At 40.9% G+C, this 13569-nt stretch carries 11 protein-coding genes; 3 read left to right on the forward strand and 8 right to left on the reverse strand.

The genetic code is table 11. From position 1 onward, the window contains the following. Together JW841_08150 and JW841_08155 are read left to right on the forward strand one after the other, a co-directional pair. Positions 1-258: hypothetical protein (locus JW841_08150; protein MBN1960904.1), on the forward strand; the 258-nt coding region annotated here is incomplete at its 5' end. Positions 259-489: 231 nt separating this feature from the next. Continuing rightward, positions 490-1245 (forward strand): hypothetical protein, encoded by a 756-nt coding sequence (locus JW841_08155; protein MBN1960905.1) that lies wholly within the window; start codon positions 490-492, stop codon positions 1243-1245. A 170-nt stretch (positions 1246-1415) separates the two neighbouring features. Here JW841_08155 and JW841_08160 read toward each other — a convergent pair whose 3' ends face one another. The 8 genes from JW841_08160 to JW841_08195 form a co-directional block, all read right to left on the reverse strand. Beyond that, on the reverse strand, positions 1416-2585 hold the full coding sequence (locus JW841_08160; protein ID MBN1960906.1) for an ABC transporter permease: 1170 nt from the start codon (positions 2583-2585) through the stop codon (positions 1416-1418). Between the two features lie 3 nt (positions 2586-2588). After that, positions 2589-3728 (reverse strand): ABC transporter permease, encoded by a 1140-nt coding sequence (locus JW841_08165; GenBank protein ID MBN1960907.1) that lies wholly within the window; start codon positions 3726-3728, stop codon positions 2589-2591. Next, a complete protein-coding gene (locus tag JW841_08170; GenBank protein ID MBN1960908.1) occupies positions 3725-4453 on the reverse strand; it encodes an ABC transporter ATP-binding protein in 729 nt (242 codons plus the stop codon). Before JW841_08170 ends, JW841_08165 begins: the two co-directional genes overlap by 4 nt. A 128-nt stretch (positions 4454-4581) precedes the next feature. After that, entirely contained in the window at positions 4582-5823 is a 1242-nt protein-coding gene (locus JW841_08175) for an efflux RND transporter periplasmic adaptor subunit (GenBank protein MBN1960909.1), read from the reverse strand. Between the two features lie 167 nt (positions 5824-5990). Beyond that, positions 5991-7337, reverse strand: a complete 1347-nt coding sequence (locus JW841_08180) for a hypothetical protein (GenBank protein ID MBN1960910.1) — start codon at positions 7335-7337, stop codon at positions 5991-5993. 342 nt (positions 7338-7679) lie between these two features. Continuing rightward, positions 7680-8378 carry a ribose 5-phosphate isomerase A gene (gene rpiA, locus JW841_08185; GenBank protein MBN1960911.1) on the reverse strand — a complete coding sequence of 233 codons (699 nt, stop codon included), beginning with the start codon at positions 8376-8378 and terminating at the stop codon, positions 7680-7682. A 19-nt stretch (positions 8379-8397) separates the two neighbouring features. Next, entirely contained in the window at positions 8398-10146 is a 1749-nt protein-coding gene (locus tag JW841_08190) for an iron hydrogenase small subunit (GenBank protein ID MBN1960912.1), read from the reverse strand. A gap of 12 nt (positions 10147-10158) precedes the next feature. After that, on the reverse strand, positions 10159-12279 hold the full coding sequence (locus tag JW841_08195; protein MBN1960913.1) for an NAD(P)H-dependent oxidoreductase subunit E: 2121 nt from the start codon (positions 12277-12279) through the stop codon (positions 10159-10161). A gap of 200 nt (positions 12280-12479) precedes the next feature. Between JW841_08195 and JW841_08200 the strand changes: the two genes are divergently transcribed. Continuing rightward, complete coding sequence (locus JW841_08200) at positions 12480-13184, forward strand: DUF429 domain-containing protein (protein MBN1960914.1); 705 nt, start codon at positions 12480-12482, stop codon at positions 13182-13184. Positions 13185-13569 lie beyond the last annotated feature (385 nt).

Below are 13569 nucleotides of genomic sequence, written 5' to 3' on the forward strand. Positions count from 1 at the left end.
ATATATCAGGATTTTTTTACAGGAAAAAAAGGTGGTGGTGGTCGCGGCGCTCTTTTTTCTGATTCTTCAGATGAAGAAAAAAATGAATTTAAAAACGCATTAACTTTTAATCATCCGCAAAAACCCCATGTAAAAATATTTTGCCCATGGCATGGTAAAGTGCAAACACCAAAATATCGAATACATTTTTCATGGCCAGTGCGAGTTAATGAACCATTATATGTTGTGTATATAGGAGAAAAACTTACTAAACGTTAATTATTAAATGGATATCATGTCTGATGTTGATTTGATTTTATAAATAAAATGTAAGTAATCATTAAAACTCAAGAGCATATGTATCAAAATGCGACACGAGATATGTAGCATTTTGAGACATTAATAATATAACGAGAAAAAATACCCAATAAAATTAAGGTTATTACGAATGGCATCATAGTTGCATTATTTAGGAGGGAAAATTGGGGAAATTATTTAAAGGAAAAGGCAATGAAACGATTAAAAAAATCAATTTTAATGGCAACAGTTTTTGTTTTAGCTATGCATTTAGGAGCTTGCGGCAACAAGAACCAAAGTGAAAATGATGATGCTAATAATGATGCTTATGGCACTACAAGTAGTGATACTAGAGAAAGCAATGATGACGTTGCTGATAATTCTATACAACAAGGCCAACCAACCAGTTTTGCAGCAAAGGCAGTTGGTGCTTATGTTCAGATAGGGGATACATGCTCAAACGGCAGTTCGTGGCATGATTATGCTATGTTTTTATGTCCAGGCGGTAGAATAAATGGTGGTGGAAAAATGGATGATATAACCAATATATTGTGCGGTAGTTATACGGCTGCGCCGCCTGCTTATTCTGACTGTGATGATAAAATTGGGTGCTATCCAAAGATAAGCGCGACGGTTAAAGATACTTTAGGTAAGGCGGGCATTACCGATGTAAATACAAGTTTTAAGTTTGATATGGTGATGGTTAGTTCTGATTATGGTGATACAATTTGGCGCCGGGCACCATGTGATAATGAAGCAAACGGTTATATTATATTAGAGAGAATAGCATCTGATGTAGATGATTATCATTGTGAATCGAGCAGTTGTGCGACTTCGCAAAACAGTGATGGCGGCTATGGCGCCTGTAATGCAGATTGCGATTGCGGTAAATGCTGGTATTGTGAAAAAGGTACATGTTACTACGGTGGTGAAGGAGCATATGGTTGCTATCGGGGTTGTTCTGGATAATGGTTGGTGTTTTTAAAACACTGTCCGCTGTATCTATGCCCTATATCCATGTATCCAACTAGCTTAATGCTGTGTTGCGGTTAAAACTCTTGGGGTCGGTAATGGCACTCTGCTAGCGAGACAAAATAAGAATATTGAATAAAATCTCCCGTCTTTATGTGTTTGGGGGCTTATAATTGCCGCAGTGTTGTTGCGATTTGCCCACGGGCGGCATGCATTGCAGGGCCAAAACCACCAATCAGGCCCATTAATAGAGCAAAGACGACGCCGGTGATTAGCTGAGCAGGAGTAATAGAAAAAGCAAAGGATACGTGGGAAAAAGATTGCCAGTTTACCGTGCCGGTAGTGAGACCATTAAGTGGCAATACAACTAAGCAACCGGTAATGCCGCCTATTAAAGCAATAAACATCGATTCAAAAACAAACGATATTACAATGCTGCCCCCATGAAAACCAAGTGCCCGCAAAGTAGCTATTTCGCGCGCTCGTTCGGTAATTGCTGAGTACATGGTGTTAAGAGCACCAAAGATAGCACCAACACCCATAACTAAAGCAATTAGCGTACCTAAAACTTTAATCATTGTAGCCAGCATAGATGATTGTTTTTGATAATAATCAATTTCGCGCTCAACCGTTACATTCAAACGAGGATCAGAGCTTAACGCATCTTTAAATGAAGCATAAGCTTCAGGTGAATTCAACTTTACGGTTACTGATTGAAATATATTTGTCGGTCGTTGATATACTTGTGCAAGTATTGATTGATCAGCCCAAATTTCTGAATCAAAAGTACTTCCACCAGCATCGAAAATGCCAACCACTGTCCAAGAATCACCGCCGATTTTTATTTTTTGGTTAAGTTTGAGACCTCTATAAGTATCAGCGGCGTGAGAGCCAACCACCAGTTCAGTAAGACCTGGCTTTAACATACGGCCTTTGGTGATTTTAATTTGTTTGCGTACGTTTAAAACATGCGCAGACACACCGCGCACTTGAACATTGGCATCAGTATTAGTTTGCACCAGCGGTATTGCGGTTATAACCACCATCTCGGGGCTTATAAGCGAAGTAGAATTTACTTTGGCAACGTAAGGAGCATCAGCAATAATTTTGGCTTGCTCAAGTTCAATCATGCTGACCATTTCAGAATTAGAGCCTGCTCGCAAAACAATAGCATTATCTGGTGAACCTGAGCTAACCAGGGTTAACTCAAAGCCGCGTGCTAAGGCTAGCATAGCAATAAATACACTAACGGTTCCGGTAATGCCTAAAATCGCAACTAAGGCAGAAGTCCAACGTTGTTTAACGCTACGAATATTATAAATGATAGGAATAGCCATGGTTTAAACCTTTCGTAGCGCATCAACTACACGTAGTCGCTGAGCAGTAATACTAGGTAGCAAGCCAGCGAGTAAGCCTGAGATCATTGCAATAATTACACCCAGCACAAGTTGCTCAGCGGGAAGCACAAAAATAAAACCAGGGATAGATTTTTCAAGCACGGGCACAATTGCTCTAGCGCCAGCTATACCCAAAACACCGCCAATAAAAGCCATTATAACCGGTTCGATTAAAATCAAACCCAACACGCGTGCGTTACTAAAGCCAATAGTTTTAAGCACTGCTATTTCATTGATACGTTCACGTACGGTCATAGCCATGGTGTTGCCAGCAACTAATAGAAGGGTAAAGAATACTACAGCCCCAATAACCAGAATTAGCGATTCGATATCGCCCATCTGTTTAACAAACGAGACAATAAAAGCTTTTTCGGTATCGGTTTTGGTTTCCCATGGAGAATTGGCAAAATGTTCATCAATAGCTTTAACAACTTCTGTTGCTTTTTGTGGGTCGTTAACACGAACTACATACCACCCCACTATTCCTTGCATCCAATCGGGACCGTTTTCTTCTAGATATTTGTGATGAAACCAAAACTGTGTTGTATCATCAGCAGGACGTGTACCTTTATAAATACCGCGTAGATTAAATTCCCACAAACCTGTAATATAGGTTCCTTTAATGGGAATGCGATCACCGATTTTCCAGCCGTAACGTTCAGCAGTACTTATGCCAGCAATAGCACCTTGGCGATCAGCTAAAAACGCCTGTAGCTGTTCTTTAGGAACGACAAATTCAGGGTACATATTAAAAAAAGTTTCAGAGTCTATTGCCATCTGCGGAAAGAAATTACGCTCATCGATATAGATGCCACCAAACCAGTTGGCATAGGTAACATCTTTAACACCATCGATATTTTTAATTTGATCGCGATATTTAAGCGGTAATGGTTGAATGAGTGATACTTTATTAATCACAACAATTCGATCAGCACCGGCAACATCAATGGCGCCTACAAACGCGGTGCGAATGGTAACTAATAAGCCAAAGAGAAAAAGAGCAACCGTAAATGAACCAATCGTAAGGATGGTACGCGTTTTTTTGCGAAAGAGATTGGCAAATATTAAAGGTGCATGCTTCATTGTGGTGCACCTTTTTGAGCTTCAATTAGAGCGCCTTTTTCTAAATGCAAGGTTGCATGTGCTCGCTCTGCTGCAAGTGGGTCGTGGGTGACCATAAGCACAGTTTTACCAAATTCATTTACTAAGCGATCAATAAGCTGCAGAACTTCATCGGCGCTTTTACGGTCGAGATCACCAGTAGGCTCGTCGCAAAGTAAAAAAGTTGGGTCAGTTACAATCGCACGCGCTATTGCGACACGTTGTTCTTGTCCGCCTGAGAGTTGCCGCGGATAGTGTTGCATGCGATCACCAAGACCCACTAGTTTTAGTGCGGTTTCCACATGTTTGCGTCGTTGTGACTTTGATAGTTTGGTAAGCAGTAGTGGCAGTTCAACATTTTGAAACGCGGTTAATACTGGCAATAGATTGTGCATTTGAAAAATAAAACCAACATGACGAGAACGCCAGGCCGTGAGTTTTGGGCCTGACATATGAGTGATCTCATCACCATCAACTGTGATACTGCCATCGGTTGGCAAATCTAAGCCGCCAAGTAAATTTAACAAAGTAGTTTTGCCAGAACCTGACGGTCCCATAAAGGCAACAAAATCACCCTTATCTACATCGAGGTTGAGTCCTTGCAGCACATCAATTATTTCACCGCCGCGTTGATATTTTTTATCAAGGTCGCGAACGCTAATTAGGCTTTTGCCGTTACCATTACCATTACCATCAACTCGTACCATGATTTTCTCCGAGTTATATAGATAGAAACTGTAGATACTTTTTTGTTAAAAAATTAGAAATATAAATTACCATCATTCATTATATGATCTAGATGCTTCTTAATCCTCACATGAGCTTGCTATCTTATCTATTGTTTAATTGCAACTGCTTGATTGTCACGTAGTTGTGATACTGATGAGACTACCACAGTATCGCCAGGTGATACTCCAGCTAATATTTCTACTTCACCAGCATTATTGTTACCAACTTGTACGGCGCGTCGTTCAAGCCGCCCATTATTTACAACAAAGACTACGGTTTTACTGTCTTGATTGTGGATGGCTGTATCAGGGAGCAAAGCGCGTGCTGTTGGTTGCGCTTCTTTTTTAGAGGTCTCGCTTAGAAAAGCTACCTTAACCCCCATATCAGGAAGAATGCGGGGATCAAGTTGCTCAAAAGCAATACGAACCTTTACCGTAGCTTTTTGGCGATCGGCAGTTGGAATAACAGTGCGAACTTTACCAGGTATTTTCCAATCAGGGTAAGCATCAAGAGTTATTTTTACAGGTTGGCCAACAATTACTTTAGCTATGTAGGCTTCGCCTACATCAACCTCGACCTCAAGTGATTGCATGTCAACAATAGTCGCAATACCTGTGCGAGTATAACCGGTGCCAGACGAAATCGGTGACACCATTTCACCTATTTGCGCATCTTTTGATACGATAATGCCTGCAAAAGGAGCCTTAACAATGCTGCTATCAACTTGTTGTTGCGTTAAAGCAACATTGGCTTGGGCGACATTAACTTGTTGCTTTGCGGCTGCTAGCTGAGCTTGCAGGCCATCACGTGCAGTGCGTGCTGCATCAAGTGCCTGAGTACTAGCTACACCAGCATCAGAGAGTTCTTGCTGACGTTTTAATTCACGTTCAGCATTACTCAAATTAACATTGAGAATTGGCAGATTGGCTTTAGCAGCTTCAAGTTGTGCTTTAGCAGCTTGCAATTGTTTGCGTGCGTCACCGTCATCAAGACGAGCTAGTATATCACCAGCTTTTACGGCCATGCCTTCATCTGCAAGCATTTCAACAACTCGTGCAGTAATTTCAGCTGCAATTGTGGCACGACGTCGAGGAGTTACGTAACCAGCAGCATTTAATAGGGTTGTTTCTTGTCCGGCAACAACATTTTTAGCAGTAGTTACTTGAACATCAATAACTCGGTCAGAGGCAAGCCAAAATATAACTCCAACAATAATAGCTAATGCGATAACACTAAAAAGTATTAAGCGTGACTTTTTATTGCTAGAAGCAGCACGTTCAGTTTCGGCAATACGCAGTGAACTCAACGATATTGTATTATCTTCATGTTGATATAGGTCCTCAGGCACTTTTACTATACTCCTTAAAATTGTACAAAAATTTGTTACAAGATCTTATGCCATAATTTACGATATATACACAGGGTAAACGATAAATATCATAATGTCAGTAGAGATGAGTAGCAAGATCGTGGATTATTATGTGAATTTTCATAAAATTATCAAGCCGCCCTAGCTTATTGTCGGGCTCTGTTGGCTTCAAGTCTTCGAGTTATCCAATCATCATTGTCGTTTAAATCAAGTTGATAATATTTATCCATTTCAAGAATATGCCAAAGTTCATCCCAGTTGCTTTGTGATAAATTATGAACTTGCTCAGAGTATCCATTTGCTTGGCTATAGTTTGCGTTTCTATACGCTTGTGATAAGCTTAGCTGTTGGCGTAAATATAAAGACACCCCTTTAGAAGTTTGATGGTCTCTCGGTATATTAAATATCTCAACTAGTGATTCTACGACTCTGGTTGCTTTAATAGAATGACTCCAGCGGCCAGCGTAAAGATCAATAACTTGTCGGGTTTTTGCATTTAGTATAGCGATTTCGCGTTCTTTTTGCTCCGTTCTATGGGCAATTTTAACGGCATTCATATTGCTTATAAAAAGAAATTTATTTTTATAGAGCATGCTTTGTGCATCACGATTGCCTTCATCATGACCAAGACGGCAATTAATATTTTGCAAGCATAGTTTCTTGTTAGATTGCTTATCTGGAAAATATAGACAATGTATTTGATAGTCAGGGTTGCTTGATAATTGATAGTCAAGAAATAAATAATCAGAATAATTAATATTAGATATATTGCTAAGCGCATATTTGCTTATTGCCATTGGTGTTACGTTGGCCCAACTTTTTTCTGTAAAATTTTGTGGTGTTAAAGTGGTTTTAGGGTCACTTAATTGCAAATAGACCTGATAAAGAGATAAACAATAAAACCATATTGCACGTGCAACTTCATTAGCATCAAATTCTTTTGCGTATATATTTTTGTCTTTTCTTTTTTTATCGTATTTTCCTAAATAGTAAGAAATATAATAAGTTTCGATTGCAAATTTGTCAGCAATTTTATCAGAGGCCTCATATTTTCGGTCGACAACTGAGGACAAATAAGGCTGATTTATTTTAATAAAGCTGAACAATATACAGTATACGGTTTGGGCGACTTCCTTTTGCATAATTGCAGGTGAGTTGCTGCTTGCTTCGACTTGTTTAGGTGCAATTTTAGCACCAATAAGTTTACCACCGTGTTTTACGGCAGTGTTAATTGACGTATTTGCCAACAAGGTGCCTTTTTGTAGTTGTTGACTAGCTACTCGTGCTTGCTCAGTAGCGCTTTGCTTTTTGGTGATGCTATCACGCAAATCGATAATGTTGGTGTAATCTAGATTTAACCCATTAAAAAGTAATAATTCTTCGCAAGCTTCTCGAATTACATCACTTTTTATTTCATCAATAGCGTAGCCACTACTATTGGCCCAATCTAAAAGATTTTGTTCAAGTGGGTTTAATTTTAATGCTTCACTCATATGTAATAAAGTCCCAACGAAAATGCCTACATATTAGTATTTTCTTAAAAAATGAGCAAAAGTTGCTAAGTATTTAAAGAATTTAAAGAACCCATGAATGGCGAGCGGCGTCAAAACGTATGAGCATTAAAATAAATGCGATCACTATTTATTGCCGACTATAAATGCTCTAACCACTTAATTCTTAGAGGCATTATCCCATTAAAAAGTAGACAGTAATTGCTTTGCATCACACCCGGCGCTGGCAACTAGGAACTGCTGCAATAGGATCAAACGTTGTTTGTTTCTTGAAAGATACTTAGCAGTAGTCAACTCGGTCTAGTCTAAAAAGCGTATTGGTAGTTATGGTTTAATACTACGTACACCATTGCTGCTGGCGACGATTATTTCAGTTGCCATTTTTAAAAATAAACCGTGAGCAAGCACACCATCGATTTGTTCAATGTTTTTTGCAAGAGCTGCGGCATCATCAATACCGTTATTAAAACGACAATCAATAATGAAATTTTCACTATCGCTAATAAATGGCCCATGTTCCGCGTAGCGTAAAATGGTGCTGCAACCCAGATCGGATAAAGCAATTCGTGCAGGCTCCCAGTTGGTTTGCGAAACTTCTACGGGGAGCGCCATATGGGTACCCAACTTGTCAACTATTTTGCTATCATCAACAATGATTATTAGATGTTCAGCATGCTGTTCAACCTCGCGCTCGCGGAGCATAGCGCCACCAGCACCTTTAATAAGATTACATTGAGGATCAACTTCATCAGCACCATCAATAGCTATATCAAGTTTGCGTATTGTACTAAAATCGAGCAATGGTATATTATATTGATTAGCTAGTGCAGTAGACCTTTTTGAAGTTGAGACTGCGGTAATATCTTTTAAATTACCTTGCTGCAGACGCAATCCAATTTTAGCAATGGCAAAAGTGGCAGTTGTTCCAGTTCCAAGTCCAATACACATGCCATTTTTTATCTGCTTAACTGCAGTTTCTGCGGCAGCGCGTTTTAGTTGCAATATTTGATGATCATCAGACACTTTTAGATATCTCCATTAATTAACAACCACGTGGTTTACGTGGCCCATAGAAAGTATGCAATAAATGATGAGCTTTTTCACTTAAAGGTGCGTTAAGAAATTTGGCGTAAATCTCTTGTACGGCAGGGTTTTTATGTGACAAGCGCAGACCCATATTGCGATCTTCACTGTACATTGCTTCAACACGACGTTTGCGTATCTCTTCAGTAGTAGGCAAAGGTTGCCCACCACCACCAATACATCCACCAGGGCAAGCCATAACTTCAAGAAAATGAATTTCTTCTTTGCCGGTTTTAATATCATCTAAGACTTGCCGGGCATTTCCTAAGCCATGCACCGCGCAGAGTTTTAGTTCGCGGTCGCCTACGATAACTGAACCCTTTTTAATTCCTGCAGTGCCGCGTAATAAAGAATATTCAATACGTGGTTCATTATTAGGGTCTAGTACAGTGGCAACTGTGCGTAAAGCGGCTTCCATCATACCGCCGGCTACGCCAAACATTAACCCAGCCCCACTAGCAGTGCCTAATAAATCATCAAAAGGTGAATCTGGAAGCACTGGGATGTCAATTTCGTGTAGTTTTAACAAGTCGCCGAATTCACGTGTAGTTAGCACGGCATCAACTTCGGCAAGGCCACCATTGAGTTGATTATGTTCCGGTCTTTGGATTTCAAATTTTTTAGCAGAGCACGGCATTATAGATACATTGAATATATTTTGAGGATTAACGCCAATGCGTTGGGCAAAAAATGTTTTCGTAAGTGTTCCCACTATTTGTTGTGGTGATTTAGTACTCGACATGTTAGGGATAAATTCAGGATAAAAATGCTCCATATATTTTACCCAACCTGGGGAGCAACTAGTAATTAGCGGATAGGGGCCGTCGTTTTTAATACGTTTAATTAGTTCGTACCCTTCTTCCATTACTGCCATATCAGCGCCAAAATCAGTATCGAAGATATAGTTAAATCCAAGGCGTCGCAAAGCTTCGGGGATTTTACGAGTTAATGATGTACCTGCGGGCAAACCAAAAAGTTCACCAATAGTAACTCGTACTGAAGGGGCAATTTGTACGGTAACAATAATAGAAGGGTCGACGAGGGCAGCTTCAACTTTTTGAATATAACTTTTATCGCGAATCGCAGCGACCGGGCATTTAAGCAAACATTGACCACAAAGAACACAAACGGTTTCAGCTAAATCTCTATTTGATGCCGGTAGAACTGTAGTTTGAAAACCACGGTTGGCAAAATCAAGTGCATAAACAGTCTGCACCTCGCGGCATACTTTGACACATTTACCACATAAAATGCAGAAGTCAGGGTGACGCGTGAGTGCCACTGATGAATCATCTGGTACAAAATGACGTTTTTCTCCGCCCGCATAGCGAATTTGATCTATTGAGTATTCTCTACATGCGGCTTGTAGTTGGCAACGACCGTTGCGAATACAAGTTTGGCAAGCGCGAGGGTGGTTAGCTAAAATTAATTCAATAATAGTGCGGCGCGCATCGCGAAGTTCTTGCGTGTTAGTGCGGATTTCCATCCCCTGCTGAACTGGGTATGAACATGAAGGTTCAAGCCGTGAAGTACCATCTGGATTTAAAACTTCGATTACGCACAAGCGACATGCTCCCGAAACTGAAAGCTTTTCATCATAGCACAAAGTCGGTATGCGAACACCGATTTTTTTTGCAGCTTGGAGAACGGTAGTGCCAGGTGCGACGTTTACCTTAATATCATTTATAGTAAGCTCAACTTCAGCCATGCTGTACCTCATTTATGTCCGCGCCACTGCCCCAAAGGGACAAACACGTTGGCATTGGGCACATTTAGTGCACCGAGAATGATCTATTTTGTATATTTCACCTTTATTGCCGCTGATACACTGCTCAGGACAGTAACGTGCACATAAACCACAACCGCGACAATTATTTAGAATTCTAAAGGTTACCAATGATTTACAGACACCCGCAAGACAGTGCAAATCATTAATATGGCTTAAATATTCATGTTCAAAATAACGAATGGTTGAAAGCACTGGATTGGGTGCCGATTGCCCTAGACCACAAGCACTCGTACGATGAATAACTGCGGCCAGGTGTTTAAGTTTGTTAAGATCGCTAATAGTACCTTTACCGTCAGTAATACGCTCGAGAATTTCGAGCATGCGTTTAGTGCCCTCGCGACAAGGGATGCACTTGCCGCATGATTCATGCTGGGTAAAAGAAAGAAAGAATTTGGCAAATGCCACCATGCAAGTGCCGCTATCGGTAACAACAAATCCTCCAGAGCCCATCATACTGCCAATTGCTCTTAAATTTTCGTAGTCGATGGCGACATTCATATGGTCACTGGGGATGCAGCCTCCTGAAGGGCCACCGGTTTGTGCAGCTTTAATTGAACTACCCTCAGCAGCACCACCACCAATGACATGAATGAGTTCATGAGCGGTAATCCCAATTGGTACTTCGACCAAACCGGTATTACGTATTTTGCCAGATAATGAAAATATTTTAGTGCCCGGACTTTTTTCAGTGCCAACTTCGCGAAACCAAGCGGCACCATTTTTAACAATTAATGGGATATTAGCAAAAGTTTCAACGTTATTGACACAAGTAGGATGATGATTAAAACCATCCTGAGCGGGATATGGTGGTTTATTAACGGCCATGCCACGTTTGCCTTCGATGCTTGCGATCATGGCCGTTTCTTCACCGCAAACAAAAGCACCAGCGCCCTGAATGATTTCAATTTCAAGATTAATACCTGAGCCTAAAATATTTTTGCCGATCAACCCGTATTTACGCGCTTGCGTAATGGCAATTTCAAGGCGACGGATTGCTAACGGATATTCAGCGCGACAGTAAATGAAAGCATGCTGGGCACCAATAGCATAAGCACCAATGAGTATTCCCTCAAGCACTCGGTGCGGATCGCCTTCGAGAATACTGCGATCCATAAAAGCACCAGGGTCACCTTCATCGGCATTGCAAATTAAAAAGCGTTCGTTATCTTTTTGCGCTCGTACTATGGCCCATTTTTTACCAGTCGGAAAACCACCGCCACCGCGACCGCGTAAACCCGCTTCACTTATAAGCTCTATGATTGCAGTTGGAGTTGATTGAATTGCTGGTCCAAAAGCCGCATCGCAGGTTAAGCCACGGCACATCGCAATTTTAGTGATGGTTTGCTTGCCTTGATGATTGACCAGGCGCCGTAATTCTTGACGATATTGTTGGCAGATTTCATCGTTATGGCAGCTTTTATCTTCAAGACGACAAAGTAAAAATTCAGGGCATGGTGAGTCTTCACGATTTTTGCATTTATCACAACAACGCGACAAAAAACTTTTTTTGTCGGTAACTGCATCTTTTAAGGTGGCAACCGGTATTCGCGCTTTCTTGGTTGGTGCTTTAAGCAAATTATCAGCTAATTTACGAATTGATTTTGGCGTCATTCGGCCATGCACTTCGCCGTCTACCACGACTGCAGGTGCAACACCGCAAGCGCCGATACAAGTAACTTGCTCAAGCGAAATTTTACCATCTTCGGTGGTTTCACCTGGACGGATGCCCAAGATAGCAACTAACTCATCGAGAAGCGCTTCGCTGCCTTTAACGTTGCAAGCAGTGCCATTGCATACTTGAATAAGATGGACGCCTAATGGTTTAAGGCGAAACTGAGAGTAAAAGGTGGCGACACCAAACACCCGTGCCTGTGATACCCTCATAAACTGGGCAATATGATCAAGAGCAGGCATAGGAAGATAGCCATAAATATCTTGAGTGCGCTGCAATACTGCTATGAGATTACGTGGTTTTAGGTCACGCCAGTTTTGCAATAGTTCGGTAAGTGGTTTTATCTCAATTTTAACCTTAGGTACTGATTCTGATGACATAGAATAACCTTAAACATCGCAAGATTTTTGCGAAATGCGCCAAAGCACAAGGTAGCGGTATTAGGCAATAAAATAAGAAAAGCAATATAAGGGTAAAGTAAGTACGTCCCTTGGCCAATGCAAAAAAATAATTCAACATGGTGGTTAATTTGTGTTGTGATTCCTGACACTCACTTAATATTCGTGCTAGGATTTTGTGCATGGGCGTCGTATTCGGAATAAGACCTGCGCCGCGCGTAGGCATATCAGTGGTTTCACTTTATTGGCAGGCTAAATTACCAGCAATGTCAATTTTGGCGACGACTGTACCAAGTGTTACTTCCGCCATGAGCCAAATAATAGGTACTGTAGGCGAATGGGGTGAGCTATCGGCAATAGCTATAGCAGCACCGCTAACTTGGTCAGGTGCCAAACATGGCCGACGGGCAATTGATAACGTATTACGTCAAAACTTGCCACGTTGGGCGTCACGTACCTGGGTGCGATTGCCGTTGGCACAGTCTAGTGCCGTTACCGTCCAGGGAACCGCCATAGCTTTATCATTAGCTAATGAAATTCGTCAGGGGCAATTGCCACATCATGCGGTAGTTGAGTGTAATCCGCGTTATTCATTAGCATATTTATGGCCAGATTTTTCACAAAGTGTCCTTGAATACCTACGGGGTACTAAAGAAGATCAAAATCATATCGAAAAGTTACTGCAGCAATTTCATGATGCTGGGGTTGTACGCTATGAAGAGGACCACAGACCTCAAAATGCTGGTGAATTAGAAGCCTTTGCCGCGGCATTAACTGCCCTTGGTGTTGCTGAACCACAAATGGGCTTAGTGGTGCAGCAACATGCAGGCGGTGATATTCGACCAGTAGGCAAACGTGTTGTGGCGACGCTATTAGCTTTGCCTTAATTTGTAATTATAGCGTTTATTTAGCATATTTCCCTACACTCACAGCCATAAATAGTTATCAAAATTACATGCGATATATATTAGAGTTGATCACAAATAAGAACATCAAAAAGTATCCGTCTATCAGCTATATCATCACCTTTCATTCTCAGTTTCCTATTCCCTGTTCTTTAGATATCCAGTTGAATTTTACCTTACTTAAAGATAAACAGTCGGTAATCACATATAAATGTAGATTTAAAGAACTTAAAAACTTAAGAACTGGGAATTATAAGTGAGTTTATTCGAAAAGAGTGTCTATTGCTAGGTCTCATCTTGCTTCTTCAAGTAGAAATAAATATAATCTAGACAGTCTAGATTAATTAGAAGCATTGATAATGACTTG

This window comes from Deltaproteobacteria bacterium (assembly GCA_016931625.1).
In the GTDB taxonomy this organism is placed as follows: Bacteria; Myxococcota; XYA12-FULL-58-9; order XYA12-FULL-58-9; family JAFGEK01; genus JAFGEK01.

What these genes read in the sequence shown, in the direction of transcription:
- JW841_08155 (MBN1960905.1), top strand. Translation starts at nt 490, where the DNA reads ATGAAACGATTAAAAAAATCAATTTTAATGGCAACAGTTTTTGTTTTA.
- JW841_08160 (MBN1960906.1), bottom strand. Translation starts at nt 2,585, where the DNA reads ATGGCTATTCCTATCATTTATAATATTCGTAGCGTTAAACAACGTTGG.
- JW841_08165 (MBN1960907.1), bottom strand. Translation starts at nt 3,728, where the DNA reads ATGAAGCATGCACCTTTAATATTTGCCAATCTCTTTCGCAAAAAAACG.
- JW841_08170 (MBN1960908.1), bottom strand. Translation starts at nt 4,453, where the DNA reads ATGGTACGAGTTGATGGTAATGGTAATGGTAACGGCAAAAGCCTAATT.
- JW841_08180 (MBN1960910.1), bottom strand. Translation starts at nt 7,337, where the DNA reads ATGAGTGAAGCATTAAAATTAAACCCACTTGAACAAAATCTTTTAGAT.
- JW841_08190 (MBN1960912.1), bottom strand. Translation starts at nt 10,146, where the DNA reads ATGGCTGAAGTTGAGCTTACTATAAATGATATTAAGGTAAACGTCGCA.
- JW841_08195 (MBN1960913.1), bottom strand. Translation starts at nt 12,279, where the DNA reads ATGTCATCAGAATCAGTACCTAAGGTTAAAATTGAGATAAAACCACTT.
- JW841_08200 (MBN1960914.1), top strand. Translation starts at nt 12,480, where the DNA reads ATGGGCGTCGTATTCGGAATAAGACCTGCGCCGCGCGTAGGCATATCA.